15 protein-coding genes are annotated in these 22011 nt (G+C 69.6%); 2 read left to right on the forward strand and 13 right to left on the reverse strand.

Features of this window, described 5'->3' with window-relative positions; genetic code table 11:
• Window positions 1-31 precede the first annotated feature (31 nt).
• From ACGF5U_RS10350 to ACGF5U_RS10375, 6 genes are all read right to left on the reverse strand, one after another.
• Window positions 32-400: a holo-ACP synthase gene (locus ACGF5U_RS10350; RefSeq protein WP_392711955.1), complete on the reverse strand. Its 369-nt coding sequence runs from the start codon at window positions 398-400 to the stop codon at window positions 32-34.
• 8 nt (window positions 401-408) lie between these two features.
• A complete protein-coding gene (gene glmS, locus ACGF5U_RS10355) occupies window positions 409-2256 on the reverse strand; it encodes a glutamine--fructose-6-phosphate transaminase (isomerizing) (protein WP_392711954.1) in 1848 nt (615 codons plus the stop codon).
• Between the two features lie 36 nt (window positions 2257-2292).
• Window positions 2293-3087 (reverse strand): hypothetical protein, encoded by a 795-nt coding sequence (locus ACGF5U_RS10360; protein ID WP_392711952.1) that lies wholly within the window; start codon window positions 3085-3087, stop codon window positions 2293-2295.
• Between the two features lie 160 nt (window positions 3088-3247).
• Entirely contained in the window at window positions 3248-3937 is a 690-nt protein-coding gene (locus ACGF5U_RS10365) for a hypothetical protein (RefSeq protein WP_392711950.1), read from the reverse strand.
• Complete coding sequence (locus tag ACGF5U_RS10370) at window positions 3934-4530, reverse strand: hypothetical protein (protein ID WP_392711948.1); 597 nt, start codon at window positions 4528-4530, stop codon at window positions 3934-3936. The genes ACGF5U_RS10365 and ACGF5U_RS10370 overlap by 4 nt, the downstream gene beginning before the upstream one ends.
• Window positions 4531-4535: 5 nt before the next feature.
• The gene (locus ACGF5U_RS10375) at window positions 4536-12182 is read right to left on the reverse strand and encodes a ricin-type beta-trefoil lectin domain protein (protein ID WP_392818358.1); all 7647 of its coding nucleotides are present in this window, start codon (window positions 12180-12182) and stop codon (window positions 4536-4538) included.
• Window positions 12183-12927: 745 nt separating this feature from the next.
• Here ACGF5U_RS10375 and coaA point away from each other — a divergent pair.
• Window positions 12928-13953 (forward strand): type I pantothenate kinase, encoded by a 1026-nt coding sequence (gene coaA / locus ACGF5U_RS10380; RefSeq protein ID WP_392718991.1) that lies wholly within the window; start codon window positions 12928-12930, stop codon window positions 13951-13953.
• Window positions 13954-14078: 125 nt separating this feature from the next.
• Here coaA and glmM read toward each other — a convergent pair whose 3' ends face one another.
• From glmM to ACGF5U_RS10400, 4 genes are all read right to left on the reverse strand, one after another.
• The gene (gene glmM, locus ACGF5U_RS10385) at window positions 14079-15437 is read right to left on the reverse strand and encodes a phosphoglucosamine mutase (RefSeq protein ID WP_392715851.1); all 1359 of its coding nucleotides are present in this window, start codon (window positions 15435-15437) and stop codon (window positions 14079-14081) included.
• 102 nt (window positions 15438-15539) lie between these two features.
• Entirely contained in the window at window positions 15540-16058 is a 519-nt protein-coding gene (gene rpsI / locus ACGF5U_RS10390; protein ID WP_392715853.1) for a 30S ribosomal protein S9, read from the reverse strand.
• Between the two features lie 41 nt (window positions 16059-16099).
• The gene (gene rplM, locus ACGF5U_RS10395) at window positions 16100-16543 is read right to left on the reverse strand and encodes a 50S ribosomal protein L13 (protein ID WP_392715855.1); all 444 of its coding nucleotides are present in this window, start codon (window positions 16541-16543) and stop codon (window positions 16100-16102) included.
• Between the two features lie 320 nt (window positions 16544-16863).
• The gene (locus ACGF5U_RS10400) at window positions 16864-18486 is read right to left on the reverse strand and encodes an ABC-F family ATP-binding cassette domain-containing protein (protein WP_392715857.1); all 1623 of its coding nucleotides are present in this window, start codon (window positions 18484-18486) and stop codon (window positions 16864-16866) included.
• Between the two features lie 55 nt (window positions 18487-18541).
• On the opposite strand from ACGF5U_RS10400, the gene ACGF5U_RS10405 reads away from it, so the two are divergent.
• On the forward strand, window positions 18542-19489 hold the full coding sequence (locus ACGF5U_RS10405) for a hypothetical protein (RefSeq protein WP_392715859.1): 948 nt from the start codon (window positions 18542-18544) through the stop codon (window positions 19487-19489).
• Here ACGF5U_RS10405 and truA read toward each other — a convergent pair.
• From truA to ACGF5U_RS10420, 3 genes are all read right to left on the reverse strand, one after another.
• On the reverse strand, window positions 19454-20317 hold the full coding sequence (gene truA, locus ACGF5U_RS10410; protein ID WP_392715861.1) for a tRNA pseudouridine(38-40) synthase TruA: 864 nt from the start codon (window positions 20315-20317) through the stop codon (window positions 19454-19456). The genes ACGF5U_RS10405 and truA overlap by 36 nt on opposite strands.
• Before the next feature lie 72 nt (window positions 20318-20389).
• Entirely contained in the window at window positions 20390-20884 is a 495-nt protein-coding gene (rplQ, locus tag ACGF5U_RS10415) for a 50S ribosomal protein L17 (RefSeq protein WP_392715863.1), read from the reverse strand.
• Window positions 20885-20982: 98 nt separating this feature from the next.
• Entirely contained in the window at window positions 20983-22005 is a 1023-nt protein-coding gene (locus ACGF5U_RS10420) for a DNA-directed RNA polymerase subunit alpha (protein ID WP_003956430.1), read from the reverse strand.
• Between the last annotated feature and the right edge of the window lie 6 nt (window positions 22006-22011).

Genomic DNA, 22011 nt, shown 5'->3' on the forward strand with positions numbered 1-22011 from the left:
CGGCGCCGTCCGGCCTCCGGACCGTCTGCCGTCAACCCTCCGCGATGACCACGGCCGACGCCACCCCCGCGTCATGGCTGAGCGACACATGCCAGTGCCGTACGCCCAGTTCGGCCGCGCGCGCCGCGACCGTACCCCGCACCCGCAGCCGTGGCCGGCCGCTGTCCTCGACGTACACCTCGGCGTCCGTCCAGTGCAGCCCGCCGGGCGCGCCGAGCGCCTTGGCGATGGCCTCCTTCGCCGCGAACCGGGCCGCGAGCGAGGCCATGCCGCGCCGTTCCCCGCTGGGCAGCAGCAGCTCCCGTTCCAGGAACAGCCGCTCCGCCATCTGGGGCGTGCGCTCCATGGCCTCGGCGAACCGGTCGATCTCCGCGACGTCGATCCCCACCCCGATGATCATTCGTTCACTCACTCCACCGTCACGGACTTGGCCAGGTTGCGCGGCTGGTCCACCTCGTTGCCCCGGGCGGTCGCCAGTTCGCACGCGAACACCTGCAACGGAACCGTGGACACCAGGGGCTGAAGCAGCGTCGGTGTCGCCGGGATCCGGATGAGGTGGTCCGCGTACGGCACGACCGCGTCGTCGCCCTCCTCGGCGATGACGATCGTCCGGGCGCCCCGGGCCCGGATCTCCTGGATATTGGAGACGATCTTGTCGTGCAGGACCGACCGGCCGCGCGGCGACGGCACGATGACCACCACCGGCAGGTCCTGCTCGATCAGGGCGATCGGCCCGTGCTTGAGCTCGCCCGCCGCGAAGCCCTCGGCGTGCATATAGGCGAGCTCCTTCAGCTTGAGGGCGCCCTCCAGTGCCACCGGGTAGCCGACGTGCCGGCCGAGGAACAGCACGGTGTCGTGGCCGGCGAGCGAACGCGCCAGCTCCCGTACCGGCTCCATCGTCTCCAGGACCCGGTCGACGTCGTCGGCGATGCGCGCGAGGTCCCGGACGACGGCCCGGATCTCGTCGCCCCACTTCGTCCCCCGCACCTGCCCCAGGTACAGGGCGACGAGGTAGACCGCCACGAGCTGGGTGAGGAACGCCTTGGTCGAGGCGACCGCCACCTCGGGTCCCGCGTGCGTGTACAGCACGGCGTCGGACTCACGCGGGATGGTGGAGCCGTTGGTGTTGCAGATCGCCAGGACGTGCGCGCCCTGCTCGCGGGCGTGCCGCAGCGCCATGAGGGTGTCCATGGTCTCGCCGGACTGCGAAATGGCGATGACCAGCGTCCGCCGGTCCAGGATCGGGTCCCGGTAGCGGAACTCGCTCGCCAGCTCCACCTCGCACGGGATGCGGGTCCAGTGCTCGATGGCGTACTTGGCGATGAGCCCCGAGTGGAACGCGGTCCCGCACGCCACGATGACGACCTTGGTGGCCTCGCGGAGCACCGTCGCGGGGATCCGGACCTCGTCCAGCGTCAGTGAGCCGCCGGCGTCGATCCGCCCCAGCAACGTATCGGCGACCGCCTTCGGCTGTTCGGCGATCTCCTTGAGCATGAAGTAGTCATAGCCCCCCTTTTCGGCCGCGGAAGCGTCCCAGTCGACGTGGTACGACCGCACGTCGGCGGGCGCGCCGTCGAAGTCGGTGACCGTCACGCCGTCCCGGCGGAGCTCCACCACCTGGTCCTGCCCCAGCTCGATCGCGGACCGCGTATGGGCGATGAACGCGGCCACGTCCGACGCGAGGAAGGACTCTCCTTCTCCAACGCCCACCACCAGCGGGGAGTTCCGCCGCGCGCCGACGACCAGATCGGGTTCGTCGGCGTGCATCGCGACCAGCGTGAACGCCCCTTCGAGCCGGCCGCACACCTGCCGCATCGCCTCGGCGAGGTCGCCCGACGACGAGTGGGCCTCGGCCAGCAGATGCGCGACGACCTCGGTGTCGGTCTCCGACTCCAGCAGGTGCCCGCGTTCGGCGAGTTCGGCCCGCAGGACGGCGAAGTTCTCGATGATGCCGTTGTGCACGACCGCGACCCGCCCCGCGTTGTCGATGTGCGGGTGCGCGTTCACGTCGGTCGGCGCGCCGTGGGTGGCCCACCGGGTGTGTCCGATCCCGGTGGGCCCGCTGGGCAGGGGCCGGGCGACCAGCTCCTTCTCCAGGTTGACGAGCTTGCCCGCCTTCTTCGCCGAGGCGAGCCCGCCGTCGGCGAGCACCGCGACCCCGGCCGAGTCGTAGCCGCGGTACTCCAGCCGCTTCAGTCCCGCGATGACCACATCGAGCGCCGACTGACCGCCGACGTAACCCACGATTCCGCACATGGCGGCAGCCTACGACCCCGCCATGCGCGAGCGGTGTCAGCCGAGCTTGCCGACCTGCGCGTCGATGACGGCGGTGGGCAGGTCGTAGTCCTTGCCGCTGCCGGCGGCGCCGAAGTTGACCACGGAGAACGACGCGAGCGTCGAGCCCTGGCGCACGACCGCCACCTTGAGCGGCATCGTGCCGCCCTCCTGCTGGGTCAGCACCGTCCAGCCCGCGGCCTCCTGACCGCCGGACACCTTCAGCTCCTCCACCTTGAGGACCTTCTGCGCCTCTCCGGCCAGCTTCAGGGTGAAGCCACCGGCGCACTCGCCCGCCGCCTTGCGCAGGGAGGCCACCGCCTCGTCGGCGCCCTTCCCCTCGTACGACGCGAGCGAGACCATCGTGGACGTCAGGTCGAAGGCGGAGGCGACGGCGTCCTCGAGCTCCTTCTCCGACAGGTCGCCGAGCGACGGCTTGTCGCCCTTCTTCGGCTCCTGGACGACCTTGCGGCCGACGGTCGCCTTCGGCTCGCCGAGCGCCACCGCGTACACGGCGTGCGCGAGCGGCTGGCAGGCGGCCTTGTCGACGGTGACCTGCTCGGCGGGGACGCGGTCGGCCGCGCCCGGCTGCTGGACCTTGTAGCCGTCGACGTCGCCCTGCGCGATGATCGCCTTCTCCAGCTCGGCGGCGGTCAGGGCCTTGGCCGAACCGGCGTCCGCCACGGCCCCCTTGTCGCCCTTGGCGCCCTCGTCACCGCCGGTCGTCTTCTCGCTGCCGCAGGCGGTGACGAGCAGGGCGAGGGACACCGCGGAAGCGGCGACGGCGGAACGGCGGGCAAGACTGGCGCGCATGATCACAACTCTCTCTTCGAATGTTGTGCACACGATAAAACGGCGCACCGGACGGATGATCGGATCCGGACAGGCCGGTACAGGACCGTGATGCCCATGTGATCATCCGCCCGGTGCGCCACCGGCCGAAGAGGTCGCGTCAGGTCAGCTTGAGCGCGCGTCAGGTCAGCTTGAGCAGCTGCGCGTCCACCACCGCCTGCGGAACCTCCGGTGCCGTCAGCTGCACCAGGGTGTCGCCCTTACGCAGGACGACCACCTTGACCAGCGTCTTCTTGCCGCCGCTCGTCGTCGTGACCGCGAACGCCATGGCCTGGTCGGTGCCGCTGGGCGCCACCTCCCGCACGACCGCGGTGACCTGCCGCTCGTCGCCCTTCACCTGGACGGTGAAGCCCTTGGAGCAGGCGTCGGCGGAGTCGCTGAGCGCGGTCATGGCCGCCAGGGCGTCCTGCCCGCCGTACGCGCCGAGCGTCACGTCCGTCGTGCCGGCCTCACCGACCGCCTGCCGGGCCACCGTGGACTTCGCCTCCCCGACGGGGGCACCGGCCAGGGCGTACCCGAGGGGGGCGCAGGCACCGTCGGTGCTCACGTCCTTCCGCTCGACGCGCTCCCCGGCGGCCGTCTCCTCGACGGTGTACCCGGCGATGTCCTTCCCGGACACGGCGAGACCCGCGAGCCCGCCCGCCGCGGTGGCCGCCGCACTCGGCTCGGCCACCGGCCGGAACCCGCTGCCGGACCCGGACGTCCCGCCGCCGGCGGCGACGGTGCAGCCGGTGGCCAGCACCAGGGCCGCACCGATCGCGGCGGAGCCGCCGAGCCGGGCGGACCCGGCTCGGCGTATGGGCCCGTTCACTCGGCCCTTCCCGCGTCGTCGTCGGAGTAGCACTTCTCGATGACCTCGGCGTAGGCACGGGCGAACGCCTCGCTCCTCGCCAGGGCCGCCGCACTGCCGGGGTCGCCCTCGACATCGAGGGTGCGGGCCTCCGCCTCCAGGGAGAACAGCGGCGCCGGCTCCCAGTCGTCGGAGCCCTCGTACTCCTCGCGGCCCATCTCCTCGTGCGCCTCGGCGAGCTCGTCGGCACGCTCCAGGGCCTGGCCGAGCAGCTCAGGCTCGTCCGGGGCGAGGAGGAATTCGAGGACCTCGTCGGCGAACACCAGGTGGTCGACGATCTCGGTCTCGAACGGAGGACCTTCCGGGTCGCTCTCCTCCAGGACCTCCTGAACGGCCGCCTGGAGGCCGGCCAGGTCGGCACCGTGGGCGTCACCGTCGCGGTGAACGGCCTTCGCCGCCTCCACGACCCGCCCCAGGATCAGCCGGCTCGGCTCGAACCACGGAGAGAACTTCGTGTCCTGATGGAAGCCGCAGTGCCGCACGAGCAGCAGTGCGCCCAGGCGCATCCTGTCGCCGGCGTCGCGGAGCGACGCCTGTTCGACAGCTTCGGGCACCTCGATCACCCTTGGAACATCCTCTCGCCCATGTAGTTGAAGAAGCGCTTCACACCGTTCACTTTGACCTGCAGGCGGCCCCCGAAGGTGTCACCCACGAGTTTCGCGCCACGGTCCCGGAGTGTGTTCTCGCAGAAGGCACACACATTACGGTTCGCCGCGCCGCCCAGGAGCGTCCACCCCTGCTTGTCGATGTACCGCAGGGCGGTCACCTCGGCGTGGCCGCGTCCGTTCGCGTACACCTCTCCTTCCTGGAGGGCGTCCTTGATCTGCCGGGGCACGTACGGCCGGTTCGACGCCACGACGGTCCGGATGTCCCCGTTGGCGTCACGCGCCATGAGTACGGCCGTCGTGTCGTTCTTGTACGCGTAGCCGCCGTCCTCCTTGTCCGGCTTCTTCAGCTTCTCGTGCAGTTGCTTCGCACGGTCGTAGGACCGCTTGGCGGCGACGTTGCAGTTGTGGACGAGGAGCGGAGTCTCCGCCGCCACCACGAAGTAGGTGTGGTGACCGCTGACCGTGAGGTTGTGCACGGCCGCGGACTGGGCGGTACGGCGCTCGACGGCCGTGATCTGGACGAACGTACCGGCGCTTGTCTGCAGCCAGTCGCCCGCCTTGAGGTCGGTCGCCTCCAGCCAGCTGCCGAGCTCGGGGACCCAGAACGGGTGACCGTCGGTCGCGGTGACCGTGGCCGTCGCGTCGCCCTTGTCGCCGTCGGTGTCGATGGTGACGTCGACGAGCTTCTTGGTGCCCTTGCCCTCGATCTCGGCCGTGACCGTCTCGACACCGGTCTGCCCGGTCTCGGGGTCGGTCGCCACGACCTTGTCGCCGTTCTCGACCTCGTCGATCGGCTTGGTGGTGCCGTCGGCCATCAGGACCCGGGTGCCCGGCGTGAAGCTGTTGTCCTCACAGCTCGGCTTGCCCTTGCCGTTGCCCGACGGCTTCTCACTGTTCTTGGCCTGGGCCTTCTTGGCCTTCTGTACCTTGTTGCCGGTTTTCTGAGCCGCCTTCTTCGCGGCTCTGGTCGCGGCCTCCTGCGCCTTCTTCTTGGCGAGCTGTGCGGCCTTCTTGGCCGCGGCCTTCTTCGCCGCCGCCGCCTTGCGGGCGGCTTCCTTGGCCTTGCGGGCCATTTCGAGGATCTTGCGGGCCTTCTCCTTGGCCTTCATCCAGGCGCTGATGGCACCCGCGATCCGCTTGGCCGCGCTCAGCACACCGGGGATCTTGGTGACCTTGGTCCACGGGATGGCGCTGATGAACAGCTTTCCGCAGGCCCACAGGTCACCCCGGGAGAAGCAGCCGACGACGTCGTCCCAGCCGATGAACTGCTTCAGCGCGGCCCAGCCGACACTGAGGATGATGTCGCCGACGGACTTGTTCAGCTGGGCGTTGGCCCAGGCGACCTCCGAGTTGGACGGGCCGCCGTAGTCGCCGCCACCGGAGGACTCCGACGCCTCACCCGACGGGTCGGCGAAGGTGACGGGGTTGTTCTCGCAGTACACGTACCCGTTCATCTGCACCGGGTCCGCGAGGTCGAGAACCATGTCGGCGGAGATGAACCGGCCGGTGACCGGGTCGTACTCGCGGGCCCCCAGATGGACCAGGCCGGTCGCCCTGTCGTCGTCACCGCCGACGTAGCCGCGGTGGGAACGCCAGTTGTTGTGCTCGTTGCGCTCCACACCGAACGCGTCCAGCTTGTTGAACTTCACCGCGTTACCCGGAGCGAGCGTCACGTCGATGAAGACCGTGCCGGTCTGATCGGCCTCCTGCATGGAGAGCGTGGAGGTACCCGTGCCGTACACGCTGCGCATCACGGTCGGTGCGCCCGGCTGGGAGTAGTAGCGCTCCGTGTGCGAGTGCGCGCCGGTGCTGGTCATCGAGACCGTGGTGTCGCCCAGGTACAGGGTGCGTTCGCCGGCCGAGACGGCCATCAGGCGTTCGCCGCCGGGACCGTAGACGTAGGTGGTCTCGTTGGCGGGGACCCAGGACTGGGCGGTGCCGTTGGTGTCGCAGGTGGAGAGCTGGAGGTCGGTGCCGCTGGCCGAGTTGGCCCCGGGAACGTCCAGGCACTTGCCGGAGGCGATGTGCTTGAGCTTGTTCCCGGCCGGAACCGTCGTCCACTCCTGGTTGGCGGCGCCGGTGCAGGCGGCGATGACGACCGGCGTGCCGTTGGCGGTGGCGCCGTCCTTCGGCATCACACAGTTCTTGAGGATCTTCAGGGCGCCCTTGGACGAGTCCGTCGGGGTGGAGCCTTCGATCCGCAGCTTCTGCGCGCGGGAACCGTTGCAGGAGTACAGCTGGAGCGCGGTGCCCGCGACGGTGGAGGCGGAGGACAGGTCCAGGCACTTGCCGGCCAGGCCGACCCACGCTCCGGAGCCCTTGTCACCGAAGCCGGTGACCTTCTCCACCTTGCCGTCCCACGTCCACGACAGCGCCTGGGTGTCACCACCGTCGACGCGGGTCTTCGTGTTGCCGGTCGCGTCGTACTCGCGGCTCGACGCCTGCGTGACCTTGGCGCCCGAGTCGGCGATGTACGTGGACGACATGCCGGTCAGGGTGTGCGGCTGGCTGCCGTCCGCCTTGCCGTAGGTGTAGGTCGTCCGGGCGTCCTTGGTGGGGTCCAGCACGGTCTTGCCGTCGACGAGCTCCATGTGGCGCTCGTCCAGCTGGACGCGGTTGCCGAGCTCGTCGTACGTGTACGCCTTGTCGTAGCCGTCCGCCTTGCCGCCGATGGTGACGGTGGTCGGCTTGCCGGTCGAGTCGACCGTGCACGCCGCGTCGTGCGTCGTCCACGCCCGGGCCAGCTGGCCCAGGGTGTCGTAGCGGAAGCACTGCCGGTCGGTGGCCCCGTTCGAGGTGTCCTCGAGCTTGGTGACGTTGCCCGCGTTGTCGTACGTGTACGCGCGCGAGTTCACCCGGTGGCCGGTGACCACGGACGTGTCGCTGATCGACTCGCGGTCCACGATGTTCTGGGTGAGAGCACCGGTCCGCTCGTCGTAGAGACTCGTGGTCCACACCCGGTTCGGGTGCTCGCCGGTGACCGCGCGCAGCACCTGGCCGTAGACGCTGTAGTTCGTCTCCGCCGTGTACCAGTCGAGACCGGACGTCGAGATCGGCAGACCGTCCTCGTTGTACCGGGTGACGACCTTCTCCGCGCTCAGCCCGCCAGCGGCCGGCATCGACGCGGACTTCATGAGGCCGGACTCGTCGTACTCGTAGGCGTAGGAGTAGTTCTCCTGCAGCCCGTACGCCGAGGCGATCGACGCGGGAAGCGTCAGTTTCTGCCCCGTCATCTGGTAGTCGGGCGTGTAGCCCGTCACCGTCGTGGTGTACGGCAGGCCGTCCGTGTAGCGCGTCGCCGTCGCCGGCAGACCCAGGCCGCCGATCACCGTGTCGTACGTGGTCGACGTCAGCAGCGTGCCCGTCGAGGACCCGAGCCGCTCCTCCACCGGACGCGACAGCTTGTCGTAACCGATCCACACGGTCACGCCCCGCGCGTTCGTGGTGGTGACCGGCCGGTTCAGCGCGTCGTACGTCCGCGATGTCGTCCCCGTGTCCGGGTCCGTCGTGGACGCCTGCCGGCCCCGGGCGTCGTACGTCCAGGACCAGGTGTTGCCCTTGGAGTCGACCGCCTTGCTCTGGTCACCACGGGCGTTGTACTCGTACGTGATCGACCGGGCCGTCGTCCGGGCCGCGTTCGTGAAGGTGTCCGCCCGCACGATCCGGCCCATGGCGTCGATGAAGGTGCGCTGGGACGCGGCGCCGGTGGGCGGGATGACGGTCGAGTAGTCGAAGCCGTACTCGTACTTCGTGGCCTTCTCGGGCTTCTCCGTACCGGCCTCGTACGGGGTCTCGGCCAGGATGCGGCCGGCACCGTCGTACTTGTACAGCGTGGCGTTGGGGACGTTGAAGTCCGAGGCCAGCTCGTACATCACCGTCTGCGGCTCGCCCGCCGCGTAGTACGCGTTGTTCGTCCGGGAGATCGTGCCGTTGGCGCTGTAGATGGTGTCGGTGATCAGCCGGCCCTTGCCGACCGCCGGCTCCTGGCTCTGGCGCTCACGACCGAGACCGTCGTAGAAGACGACCGATGTCTCGTAGTCGCCACGGTGGTTCAGCGTCTCGGTGACGACGGAGACCGGCTCGCCGGGCGTGGTGTTGTACGTCATCTTGACCGAGGGGTCCTCGGTCGTCGCCTGCGACGTCCTCCACCCCTTGGTCGTGCGGCCGAGGGCGTCGTACGCGAAGGAGGTGCTGCGCCCGTTGGCGTCGACCTCCTTCAGCGACACGCCGCGACCCGGCTCGACGTAGGTGGTCTCGCTGTGGTTCAGCGGATTCTTCGTGGTGATCGAGTACACCTGGCCGGTGGCCGGCGTGTAAGTGATCGTTTCTGCGTTGCCGGCCGCGTCCGTGGTGGTCGTCGGGCGGCCGTAAGAGTCGTACGCGACCGTGCCCGTCTGCGTCCAGCTGCCTCCGGCGGAGCTGACGTCCCATGTCGTGGTCGCCAGACCGACGGTCGGGGCCGCGCCGTAGGCGCCGTTGTCGTAGGCGACCCGCGAGCCGCCCATCCAGTCGGCCGCCGTGGCCGTGGCGGCCGCGGCACAGGTACCGGCGGTGGTCACCGTCTCCTTGGAGAGACCGATCAGGTGCTTGGCGGTGTTGTGGACATAGGCCAGCGCCGTGCAGGACTCGTCGCCGGTCTTGCCGGTGTCGCCCTGCGTCTCGACCTTGACCGGGAGGCCGTAGGTGTCTTCGTAGGTCGTGGCCGTCTTGGTCGTACGCCAGGTGCGCGTGTCACCGGGAAGCGTGCCGGAGGCGCGGGTGACGGAGATGTTGTGGCTCTCCTGGACCCGGTACGCCTTCAGCGCGGGTATGCCGCCGTCGCGGGCACGGCTCGCGAGTTCCACGGCGACCGGGTAGTCCACGGAACGGGTCAGCAGATTGCCGCCCACACCGTCATACGTCAGCGTCTCCGCGACACGCCCCTGGAACGGCTCCTTGTCGACGGCGATCGTCGCGCCCGCGCTGTCGGTGACCGTCACCGAGCGCTTCGTGCCGTCGGGCAGCGGGTCGCCGTCCATGCCCCGGAAGTACCGGGTCTCACTCATCGACCGCTTCGTACCACGGTACGTGTCGGCCGAGTCGGCGCCCTCGATGGTGCGGACGAGGCCGTAGCCGCGCCACTGGTCATAGGTGCGGGTCTTCTTCTTCGAGAACTCGCCCTGGTTCAGCGCCCACGCGCCACCACCCACGTAGGTGTAGCTGGTCGTGGTCTCCGCGACACCGGAGACGCCCGGGAGTTCCTGGACGTTGGTGACGACGTACTTGTGGAACCAGTCGATCGTCTCGTCGGCCTTGTCCGGGTCCGGATGCCAGTACGCCGGGTAGCACAGGCCCGTGTTCGACGACACCGACGGGAATCCGGTGCCGGTGGCGCAGGGGCCGGTGGGCTTGGAGTAGGTGACGACGGTCTCGCCGCCGTACTCGTTGACGATCCGGTGGATGCGCAGCCGGTCGAAGGTGGGGTTGGGGTCGCTGGCGCCCTTCTTCACCCGGTTGTGCATCGGCTCGGTGTTCGCCACGAACGTCACCGGCCGCAGCGCGATCGCCTCACCGTTCGGCGCGTAGCCGGTCCGGGTGATCGACTCCAGCCACAGCGCGGTGCCCTCATCGGTACGCTCGGCCGGCAGCGACTGCTGCAGCGTCCACGTGTCCAGCTTCGACAGCGCCGTCGAACCCTCGGTGCGCTGCGCGAACGTGGTCACCTGGGCGAGGCGCTTGCGCGACCAGAACGTCGGGACCGGGACGAAGCACTCCTTGCCCGTCGCGCCCGAGCAGTACAGGTCGGCGGGCGTGTCGTACCAGATCCGGTTCTTCGCGAAGTCACCCGACGCGAAGTTCGTGTCCGTACACGCGATGCCGTCCTCGACATAGCACCGCTCGTCCACGGAGAAGGTGACCTGGGCGATCGGCTGGGCGAACAGGGCGCTGGAGCGCAGGCCGTAGTCGATCCGCTTCAGGAACCCACCACGGTCGTACTGGACAGGGGTCTTGAACTTCAGGTTCCGCGCGAAGTGGTTCTTCTCCTTGGACCACCACAGCGTCATCGCGCCACCGGAGGTGTCCACGACGTAGTCGAGGTTCCACCGCCACGCCTGGTCACAGAACGAGCTCGCGAACGAGGTGTTGTAGCACGGCTCACCCGACTGGTTTCCGGAAACCGGGACCGAGAAGACCGAGTTGGTCACCGGGTCCGGGTCGACCTTGTCGGTCGTGGCGGGGTTGTCGGAACGCCATCCGGGCAGCTTGTGCCTGCCGAAGTAGTACTGCGTACCGTCCCGCGTCGTCACCCGCCAGTACTCACCGTCGCCATCGCCGTTGCCCAGCGACGCGTCCTTCAGCAACTCCACCTTCGAGCCGTCGCCGTTCGCGGTGACCCACTCGCCCGACGTGTCGTCCTTCACCAGCTCCGTCGTCGTACCGCCGAGCGTGAGCACCGCGTTGTACGAACCCCAGCACAGATCACCGGTCTTGCGATCGGCGTTGTTGCCGTTCGTCCGGTCATCGCGGCAGGCCCGGTACGTACGCGAGATCGAACCCGCGTTGTACTCCCAGCCCTCACCGATCCACGACGCCTGGTTGTTCGTCGCCGACGTCCGGCCATCCGCACTCTGCGAGCTGTAACCGAACCCCAGAGACGGCGACGGACCACCCGGCACCGACGGCGCCTGCATCGCGTACGTGTACGAGAAACCACCCGCCGACGTACCCGCCGACCACGAACCCGCCGACGGCAGCGGCGTCGCCGAGAAGTCACCCTTCGCACCGCTACCGGCCGATGTCGCGACGAACACCGACGAACCGGAGGCCGCGGCAGCAGCCGTCAGCACCGACGGAGCGACCGTCTTGCCGCCCTCCCGGTACACGGCGTCGTTGACCGTGCCCTTGTCTCCCGTGGAGGCGGGGGTGGTGCCACCGGCGGCCGGGTCGGTCAGCGTGGCGACATCCACCGTCGCCTCGATCCGACGCGTACCATCCAGCACACCATCACCCGGCTCGTCACCCGCCTTCGGCGTCACGACATTCGCCGTGTCCACCTCCGTCGGCTCCTGACACCCCGCCACCTCCGGAGTCGTCAGAAAACACTGCGGATACATGACCAGCTGAAGCCGGTCCGCCCAGTTCGCGCCATACAACTCCGCGAACTGCGTGTAATCCAGAGCCACCACCGCCGTACCCGTCGCCGAAGCCGGCGGCGTCACGGTGAACACCATGCCCTCGATCTCGGTGTCGACCAGCTCCGACTGATCCGCCAGCGAAACCTGCCAGTCACCCTCAAGCGCCCGAGCCTGCTCCGCCGTCGCCGACACCGGAGCACCCACCGCCACCGGCAACGTCCCCACCGGCACCGTCTGACCAGCCGACAGACCCGTCACCGTCTCCGTCGCCGCCGCACCCGCCGGCGCCACCGTCTTCGTCGGCTCGTACTCGACCGCCGGAGGCACCTCCGCCGTCGTCATCTCCGCCAGCGAACCACCGTCCTGACCCGACGCCACATCCGACTTCGGCAGGTCGACCAGATCGACACCAGCACGGTCATCATCCGCCGGAGGCAACGCGTACGCGGCCGGCAACAACCCGACCGTCAACGCCAACGCCACCGGCGCCACCACAGCAAAGCGCAGACGAGCACGTCTGCGCCTCACAGCCCTCGTGCCGGGCGGCAACCCACCCCGGCCACTCCAAGAAACCGATCTGAACACGACGGCGGCAGCCCCCCAAGATTGACCGGATGTCAGGTGGGGCCTCGCCGCAATCAACCTGCCCCGAGCCACACCTGACGCATTTTGATGGGCGAATGCTCAGCCATCCTTTCTGGTTGCGTCAAATCTGAATTTCTTTCTGTGACCTTGATCACGCAACGTTCGGCAGAGAGTCGTGGGATGGAAGCCAATAACCCCTTGGAACGGCAATTTTCGACACTGCATTGCCTATAAACCGGAAACGGAGACATTCAGCGACACCGGCCGTCAAATCGCGCTGAAGCTCTCAGCGCTGCAGCCCTAAGGGGCGGGTTTGCCCTGCCCTGAGTAGTTCGATGCGCTCACTACCAGCCGGTTTCCTTGGATCGAAATCCGCGTTCCGCTCGCCGTGTGCCTCCATGCGGCCCTCTCGGGGGCTGCTCGATATATGGCCGCCCCTGAATCCATCCGGCATGCTGCTACCGCTCCCGGGCCCTGCCATCGGCATGTTTCGGACAGGTCGGCACGCAGTGGGGATAAACGGAGGCCGTCGCTGGCATGAAGGCGCGTCCACCTCTCCGGTGGGCGCGCCTTTCCCCTGCCCGGCTGACCGTGTGGCCGACCCCACCCCCCACACCGGCGCCGTACGACCGACAATGGCCGTGTGATCACTTCGCCGCCACGAAGCAGCACGACGAGCCCGAGCAGTGAGCCCGCCGCCACGGCCGCCGGCACACCGTCCCGCCGGGCCGACTCGACGCCGTACGTCGATCTGACCCGTGAGGAGTGGAGCGCACTGCGGGACAAGACGCCGCTGCCGCTCACCGCGGACGAGGTGGAGCGGCTCAGGGGGCTCGGGGACGTCATCGACCTGGACGAGGTCCGGGACGTCTACCTGCCGCTGTCCCGGCTGCTCAATCTGTACGTCGGCGCCACCGCGAACCTGCGTGGCGCGCTCAACACGTTCCTCGGCGAGAAGGGCGCCCAGCGCGGGACGCCGTTCGTCATAGGCGTCGCCGGATCCGTCGCCGTGGGCAAGTCGACCGTGGCGCGGCTCCTGCAGGCGCTGCTGGCCCGGTGGCCGGAGCACCCGCGGGTCGAGCTGGTCACGACGGACGGGTTCCTGCTGCCGATGAAGGAGCTCAAGGAGCGCGGGCTGATGTCGCGGAAGGGGTTCCCCGAGTCGTACGACCGGAGGGCGCTCACCCGGTTCGTCGCGGACATCAAGGCGGGGAAGGACGAGGTGACCGCGCCTGTCTACTCGCACCTGATCTACGACATCGTGCCCGGCCAGCGGCTCACGGTCCGCCGCCCGGACATACTGATCGTCGAGGGCCTCAACGTCCTGCAGCCGGCGCTGCCGGGCAAGGACGGCCGCACCCGCGTGGGCCTCGCCGACTACTTCGACTTCTCGGTGTACGTGGACGCGCGTCCCGAGGACATCGAGCGCTGGTACCTGAACCGTTTCCGCAAGCTGCGCGAGACCGCGTTCCAGGACCCGTCCTCGTACTTCCGCAAGTACACGCAGGTCACCGAGGACGAGGCGCTCGACTACGCCCGCACGATGTGGCGGACGATCAACAAGGTGAACCTGTTGGAGAATGTCGCGCCGACGCGCGGCCGGGCCAACCTCGTCGTGCGCAAGGGCCCGGACCACAAGGTGCAGCGGCTGTCGCTCCGCAAGCTCTGACCGTACGGGAGAGGCGCCCCACCGGCGGTGGGGCGCCTCTCTCCTGCGCGAAGGCCCGTGCGCGAAGGCCCGTGTTGCCGGGGCCCGTGCGCGAAGGCCCGTGTGCCCGTACGCGGGGGCCGGGGTCAGCCCAGCGCGGCCTTCACCACGTCCGCGAGCTGGCCCGCCACGGACCTGGCCTGCTCGATGTCGGCGGCCTCGACCATGACCCGGACCAGCGGCTCCGTACCCGACGGGCGCAGCAGGACGCGGCCGGTGGTGCCCAGCGTGCGCTCGGCGTCCGCGACGGCGTTGCCCAGCTCGGCGGAGGTCTTCACGCGCGACTTGTCGACGTCCTTGACGTTGATCAGGACCTGCGGCAGCCGCTTCATGACACCGGCGAGTTCGGCCAGCGACCGGCCGGTCGCGGCGACGCGCGCGGCGAGCAGGAGACCGGTGAGGGTGCCGTCGCCGGTGGTGGCGTGGTCGAGGACGATGACGTGTCCCGACTGCTCGCCGCCGAGCGCGTAGTCGTGCTGCTTCATCGACTCCAGGACGTACCGGTCGCCGACGGCCGTCTGGACGAGCTGGAGGCCCTCGCGCTCCATCGCCAGTTTGAAGCCCAGGTTGGACATGACCGTCGCGACAACGGTGTCGCCGCGCAGGGTCCCGGCCTCGCGCATGGCCAGCGCGAGCACGGCGAGGATCTGGTCCCCGTCGACCTCGGAACCCGTGTGGTCGACGGCGAGGCAGCGGTCGGCGTCGCCGTCGTGCGCGATGCCGAGGTCGGCGCCGTGTTCGAGGACGGCGGCCTTCAGCATCTCCAGATGCGTGGAGCCGCAGCCGTCGTTGATGTTGAGCCCGTCCGGCGTCGCACCGATGGTGATGACCTCGGCGCCGGCCTGCTGGAACGCGGCCGGCGAGACCCGGGACGCGGCGCCGTGCGCCTCGTCCAGGACGATCTTGAGGCCGTCGAGCCGGTTGGGCAGGACGGACAGCAGATGGGCGACGTACTGGTCGAAGCCCTCGGCGTAGTCGGCGACCCGGCCGACTCCCGCGCCGGTCGGGCGGTCCCACGGCGCACCGGTGCGGTGCTGCTCGTAGACGGTCTCGATCCGGTCCTCCAGCTCGTCGGCCAGCTTGTGGCCGCCGCGCGCGAAGAACTTGATGCCGTTGTCGGGCATGGCGTTGTGCGAGGCGGACAGCATCACACCGAGGTCGGCACCGAGCGCACCCGTCAGATGCGCCACCGCGGGCGTCGGCAGCACGCCGACGCGCAGCACGTCCACGCCCGCACTCGCGAGGCCCGCCACGACGGCGGCCTCCAGGAACTCTCCCGACGCGCGCGGGTCGCGGCCGACCACTGCGGTCGGCCGATGTCCTTCAAAGGTCCCCGCTTCGGCGAGCACATGCGCCGCCGCGACCGACAGGCCGAGCGCGAGCTCCGCCGTCAGATCCGCGTTGGCGACACCGCGCACGCCGTCCGTGCCGAAGAGTCGTCCCACAGCTGTCCTCCGAAAATACTCCGAACGTGCAAGGAGAAACGTACGCCCCGGCAGCACGGGTGTGCTGCCGGGGCGTACGTGAAGCAGACCGAGCAGGCGTGATTAGCGCTTGCTGTACTGCGGGGCCTTGCGGGCCTTCTTCAGACCGGCCTTCTTGCGCTCGACGGCACGGTCGTCGCGGCTCAGGAAGCCGGCCTTCTTCAGCGGGGCGCGGTTGTTGTCCACGTCCGCCTCGTTCAGCGCGCGGGCCAGGCCCAGGCGCAGGGCGCCGGCCTGACCGGAGACGCCGCCACCCGCGATGCGGGCGATGACGTCGTAGCGGCCGTCGAGCTCGAGCACCTTGAAGGGCTCGTTGACTTCCTGCTGGTGCACCTTGTTCGGGAAGTAGTCCTCGAGGGTGCGACCGTTGATCTTCCACTTGCCGGTGCCCGGAACGATCCGGACGCGGGCGATGGCGTTCTTGCGGCGGCCCAGGCCGGCGGCCGGCTGCGGGTCGCCGAAGCGGGACGCCAGGGACTCCGAGGTGTACTCGCCCTCGACGGGCGCCTCGGACTCGAAGGTGGTGACCTCGGCGTAGGTCTCCTCGCCCTCGATGGGGTTCTCAACAGTGGTCTCGGCCACGATGCTCCTCAGATTCTTTTCGTCTTAGGGGGTGGCCGGACTTACTGCGCGACCTGGGTGATCTCGAACGGGACCGGCTGCTGGGCAGCGTGCGGGTGGTTCTCGCCCGCGTAGACCTTCAGCTTCGAGAGCATCTGACGGCCGAGGGTGTTCTTCGGGAGCATGCCCTTGACGGCCTTCTCGATGGCCTTCTCGGGGTTCTTCTCGAGCAGCTCGTCGTAGCGGACGGAACGCAGACCACCCGGGTAACCGGAGTGGCGGTACGCCATCTTCTGCGTGCGCTTGTTGCCGGACAGGTGCACCTTGTCGGCGTTGATGATGATGACGAAGTCACCAGCGTCAACGTGCGGCGCATAGATCGGCTTGTGCTTGCCCCGCAGAAGGGTGGCGGCGGTGGACGCCAGACGGCCCAGGACGATGTCCTGCGCGTCGATGATGTGCCACTGGCGCGTCACATCGCCGGGCTTGGGGCTGTACGTACGCACGGTCGTAGCCTTCGCTTCTTCAGTGAGTGGGTCCTGACAAGGCCACCCGGACGATCACGACAGCCCTGATCACACGTCGGGGACGCAACCCGAGTGCTGATCGCTGGTCATCGGCCCGGTGGACCGGCGTAGCGGCCTCTCACGTGAGAACGAGCAAGCCAATACGCATAACGAACCAGAAGAATACTCGGGCTCCCCCACCCGGGTCAAAACGACCCCGTCGACCACGGCCGCCTTGCCCCCGTCCGACCAGTCTTGTCCCGACCCCGCCCGGCCCTGCCCGGCCCTGCCCGACCCCGCCCGGCCCCCCGCCGCCGTGCCTACCGCTTCCGTTCGACCCGCCGCTCGTCCCACACGGGCTCGGGCGTCTCACGCACGACCCCGTCCGCGCCGAACACCAGGTACCGGTCGAACGAGCGGGCGAACCAGCGGTCGTGCGTCACGGCGAGCACCGTGCCGTCGTACGCCTCCAGACCCGCCTGGAGGGCCTCCGCTGACTCCAGGTCCAGGTTGTCCGTCGGCTCGTCCAGCAGCAGCGCCGTCGTACCCGCGAGCTCCAGCAGCAGGATCTGGAACCGGGCCTGCTGCCCGCCGGAGAGCCGCTCGAACGTCTGGTCGCCCTGGCGCTCCAGCTCGTACCGCCGGAGGACCGACATGGCCCCGCCCCGGTCCTTCGCGTACTCGGTCCACAGGATGTCGACCAGGCTCCGGCCCTCCAGCTCCGGATGGGCGTGGGTCTGCGCGAAGTGCCCCGGCACCACACGGGCGCCGAGCTTCCAGTTCCCGGTGTGCGCGACGGACGCGTCGCCGGCCAGCAGCCGCAGGAAGTGCGACTTGCCGGAGCCGTTGGACCCCAGCACGGCGACCCGCTCCCCGTAGAAGACCTCCAGGTCGAACGGTTTCATCAGGCCGGACAGCTCCAGCCCCTCGCACACCACGGCCCGCACACCGGTGCGCCCGCCCCGCAGCCGCATCCGGATGTCCTGCTCGCGCGGCGGCTCGGGCGGCGGCCCCGCCTCCTCGAACTTCCGCAGCCGGGTCTGCGCCGCCGCGTACCGCGACGCCATCTCATGGCTGACGGACGCGGCCTGCCGCAGGTTGACCACGAGCTTCTTCAGCTGGGCGTGCTTCTCCTCCCAGCGCCGCTTCAGCTCCTCGAACCTGGCGAACCGCTCCCGCCGCGCCTCGTGGAACGTCGCGAAGCCGCCGCCGTGCACCCAGACGTCCGACCCGGCGGGGCCCGGCTCCACCGCGACGATCTTCTGCGCGGCCCGCGCCAGCAGCTCCCGGTCGTGGGAGACGAACAGCACGGTCTTGCGGGTCTCGCCGAGCCGCTCCTCCAGCCACCGCTTGCCGGGGACGTCCAGGTAGTTGTCCGGCTCGTCGAGGAGCAGCACCTCCTCGGGGCCGCGCAGCAGCGCCTCCAGGACCAGCCGCTTCTGCTCACCGCCGCTGAGGGTGCGCACCTCGCGGAACTGCGCCTTGTCGTACGGGACGCCCAGCGCGGCCATCGTGCACATGTCCCAGACGGTCTCGGACTCGTACCCGCGGGCCTCCGCCCAGTCGCTCAGCGCCTGCGCGTACCGCATCTGCGCGGCCTCGTCGTCCACCGTCATGATCAGGTGCTCGGCCTCGTCCACGGCTGCCGCCGCCGCCCGGATCCGGGCCGGCGCCACCGAGACCAGCAGGTCCCGTACGGTCGTCCCGTCCCGTACGGACCCCACGAACTGCGGCATCACGCCGAGCCCGCCGCCCACGGTGACGCTTCCGCCGTGCGGCTGCGCCTCCCCCGAGATCAGCCGCAGCAACGTCGTCTTCCCCGCCCCGTTGGCGCCGACGAGCGCGACGACCGCGCCCTCGCCCACCCGGAACGACACATCGTCGAGCAGTACCCGCCCGTCCGGCAGGACGTACTCCAGGTGCGCGACCTCCACATGTCCCATGGGCGCATTGTCAGGGCGGGACCGGCCATTCCCCAACCCGATTAGGATGCGCGGCATGAGCTTTGGGGGACCGCAGTGGCCGCAGGAGCCGCACCAGCAGAATCCGTACGGCCACGACCCGTACGGGCAGCAGTACGGACAGCAGTCACCGTCGCCGTCCCCCTTCGGCGCCCAGGGGGGCCCGAGCGGCCCGGGGGGTCAGACACCGGACTGGAGCGCTCTGGCGGAGGCGTCGGCCGCCCGTGCCCGCCGCAAGCGCTGGCTGCTGATCGGCGGGGGCGCGCTCGCCACCGCCGCGATCGCCGCCATCGTCGCGATCGCCGTCGTGTCCACGAACAGCGGCAACAAGGCGTCCGGCAAGAACGGCGGCCTGCCGACGGCCACCGACCTGCCGACCGACAGCACCAAGCCGCAGCCGTCGTTCTCGTCGGTCGCCCCGCCGCCCCCGCCGAACCCGATGGACTTCATCTCCACCGCCGCGAAGGACAAGGCGCCGCTCACCCCCGAGTCCCTGTTCCCCGGCAAGCGGCTCACCATGGGCGACCGCGTCTACCGCAAGGGCGCCCTCTCCTCGACCACGGACTGCGCCTCGGTCACGCAGGGCTCGCTGGGCACCATCCTCAAGAAGCACGGCTGCACCCGTGTGATCCGTGCGACGTACGAGAAGGACGGCGTCGCGATCACCGTGGGTGTCGCCCTCTTCGACACCAAGGCCGCCGCGCTGAAGGCGAAGGACGAGGCCCAGGGCGGTATCGCGCCGCTGGCCGGGTCGGGTGTCGGCGAGTTCTGCCGCGGCACGGTCTGCCTGCGCCGCTCGAACGCGCTGGGCCGCTACGCCTACTTCACGCAGGCGGGCTTCACGAACGGCAAGAAGGTCACGAAGTCCGACTCCGCCGTCTTCGCGTCGAGCGACGACCTCGGCACGTTCGCCTTCAACCAGATCTACGCCCGGGGCCGCGCCCAGGCGTCAGCAGCAGCCACCGCCCCCGCCGGCGGCCAGTGACCGCTTGTTGCGGGCCTCCAGGTTCCTGGCGGCCAGCAGCTCGTCGGCCGGGTAGCCGACCTCCTCCAGCGTGAGCCCGTGCGGCCGTACGACATGGACGGCCGAGTCCCTTACGCCGGCGGCCAGCACCTTGGCGGGCCAGTCCGGCGGCCGGTGCCCGTCGCCGACGAACAGCAGGGCGCCCACCAGGGACCGCACCATGTTGTGGCAGAACGCGTCGGCCCGCACGGTGGCCTCCAGGACCCCGCTGGGCAGCCGCTCCCACCGCAGCTCCTGGAGCGTGCGGATCGTGGTCGCCCCGTCACGCCGCTTGCAGTAGGCGGCGAAGTCGTGCTCCCCGAGCAGCCGCTCGGCGGCCGCGTTCATCGCGTCGACGTCCAGCGGCCAGTCGTGCCACAGGATGTGCCCGCGCAGCAGCGGGTCCACGCCGCCGGGGTTGTCGGTGACGCGATAGGCGTAGCGCCGCCAGATCGCCGAGAACCGCGCGTTGAACCCGGCCGGTGCCTCCGCGACGCGCCACACCCGTACGTCGTGCGAGAGCCGCCCCGCGAGCCGCCGCAGCAGCTTCTCCCGGTGCTCGGCCCACACCGTGTCGGGCAGGTCGACATGGGCGACCTGGCCACGGGCGTGGACGCCGGCGTCGGTACGGCCGGCGACGGTCAGCTCGTACGTCCGCGCCGACCTCGTCACCGTGCGCAGCGCGTCCTCGATCTCGCCCTGCACGGTCCGCTGCCCCTGTGCCTGCTTGGCCCAGCCGGAGAAGTCCTTGCCGTCGTACGACAGGTCCAGCCGCACCCGGACGAACCCGGGCTGCACGTCATCACTCACACGTGAATCCTCTCAAGGAGAACGGGCCCGCCCCCAAAGGGGAACGGGCCCGTCCTTCAGCCTTCAGACGCGTCAGGCGTCCTTCGACTCCTCGGCGGGAGCCTCAGCGGCGTCCTCGGCCTTGGTCTCCTCGACCTTGGCGGCCTCGGACTCCTTCACCGCGCGCTTGGTCGCGGCCTCGGCCTCGGCGACGGTCGCCTTCTTGGCGATCTCACCCTCGACCAGCTCGATGACCGCCATCGGGGCGTTGTCGCCACGACGGTTGCCGATCTTGGTGATACGGGTGTAGCCACCCGGACGCTCGGCGTAGCGCGGGGCGATCTCGGTGAAGAGCGTGTGGACGATGCTCTTGTCCGTGATCGTCTGCAGCACCAGGCGACGGTTGTGGATGTCGCCCTTCTTCGCCTTGGTGATCAGGCGCTCGGCGACCGGACGCAGGCGGCGGGCCTTGGCCTCGGTCGTGGTGATGCGGCCGTGCTCGAAGAGCGACTTCGCGAGGTTCGCGAGAAGCAGCTTCTCGTGCGCGGCGCTGCCGCCCAGACGGGCACCCTTGGCGGGCTTCGGCATGGTGTTTCTCCTTGTGATCTGCACCGGCCGTATCAGGTACCGGTGTCAGGACCCCGCAGGCGGACGCCTACAGGCAGTCATCGCTTGAGCCGTACGGCTCAGTACTGCTCGGTCTCGACGAAGCCCGCGTCCGCGTCGTCGTCGGCGCCGAAGGCGTCGGCGGCGGCGGTCGGGTCGAATCCGGGCGGGCTGTCCTTGAGGGCCAGGCCCATGCCGGCCAGCTTCGCCTTGACCTCGTCGATCGACTTCGCACCGAAGTTGCGGATGTCGAGCAGGTCCGCCTCGGAGCGCGCCACGAGCTCACCCACGGAGTGGATGCCCTCACGCTTGAGGCAGTTGTACGAACGAACGGTGAGCTCGAGCTCCTCGATCGGCAGCGCGAGGTCGGCGGCGAGCGCGGCGTCCGTCGGGGACGGACCCATGTCGATGCCCTCGGCGTCGATGTTGAGCTCACGGGCCAGGCCGAACAGCTCGACCAGCGTCTTGCCGGCGGACGCCATGGCGTCGCGCGGCCGCATGGCCTGCTTGGTCTCGACGTCGACGATCAGCTTGTCGAAGTCGGTCCGCTGCTCGACTCGGGTCGCCTCGACCTTGTAGGTGACCTTGAGTACGGGCGAGTAGATGGAGTCGACCGGGATACGGCCGATCTCCTGGCCCACCTGCTTGTTCTGCACGGCGGAGACGTAGCCGCGACCGCGCTCGACGGTCAGCTCCATCTCCAGCTTGCCCTTGCCGTTGAGCGTGGCGAGCACCAGGTCGGGGTTGTGCACCTCGACACCGGCCGGCGGGGCGATGTCGGCAGCGGTCACGAGGCCCGGCCCCTGCTTGCGCAGGTACATCACGACCGGCTCGTCGTGCTCCGAGGAGACGACCAGCTGCTTGATGTTGAGGATGAGGTCGGTGACGTCCTCCTTGACGCCCGGCACGGTGGTGAACTCGTGCAGGACGCCGTCGATGCGGATGCTGGTGACAGCGGCACCGGGGATCGACGACAGGAGGGTCCGACGGAGGGAGTTGCCGAGCGTGTAGCCGAAGCCCGGCTCCAGCGGCTCGATGACGAACCGCGAGCGGTACTCGTCGACGACCTCTTCGGTCAGCGAGGGACGCTGAGCGATCAGCATGGTGTG

This window comes from Streptomyces sp. NPDC047886, assembly GCF_043204435.1.
Taxonomy (GTDB): Bacteria; Actinomycetota; Actinomycetes; order Streptomycetales; family Streptomycetaceae; genus Streptomyces.

Coding starts and splice junctions, on each gene's coding strand:
- ACGF5U_RS10350 (WP_392711955.1), bottom strand. CDS start 400: ATGATCATCGGGGTGGGGATCGACGTCGCGGAGATCGACCGGTTCGCC.
- glmS (WP_392711954.1), bottom strand. CDS start 2,256: ATGTGCGGAATCGTGGGTTACGTCGGCGGTCAGTCGGCGCTCGATGTG.
- ACGF5U_RS10360 (WP_392711952.1), bottom strand. CDS start 3,087: ATGCGCGCCAGTCTTGCCCGCCGTTCCGCCGTCGCCGCTTCCGCGGTG.
- ACGF5U_RS10400 (WP_392715857.1), bottom strand. CDS start 18,486: ATGGGACATGTGGAGGTCGCGCACCTGGAGTACGTCCTGCCGGACGGG.
- ACGF5U_RS10405 (WP_392715859.1), top strand. CDS start 18,542: ATGAGCTTTGGGGGACCGCAGTGGCCGCAGGAGCCGCACCAGCAGAAT.
- rplQ (WP_392715863.1), bottom strand. CDS start 20,884: ATGCCGAAGCCCGCCAAGGGTGCCCGTCTGGGCGGCAGCGCCGCGCAC.
- ACGF5U_RS10420 (WP_003956430.1), bottom strand. CDS start 22,005: ATGCTGATCGCTCAGCGTCCCTCGCTGACCGAAGAGGTCGTCGACGAG.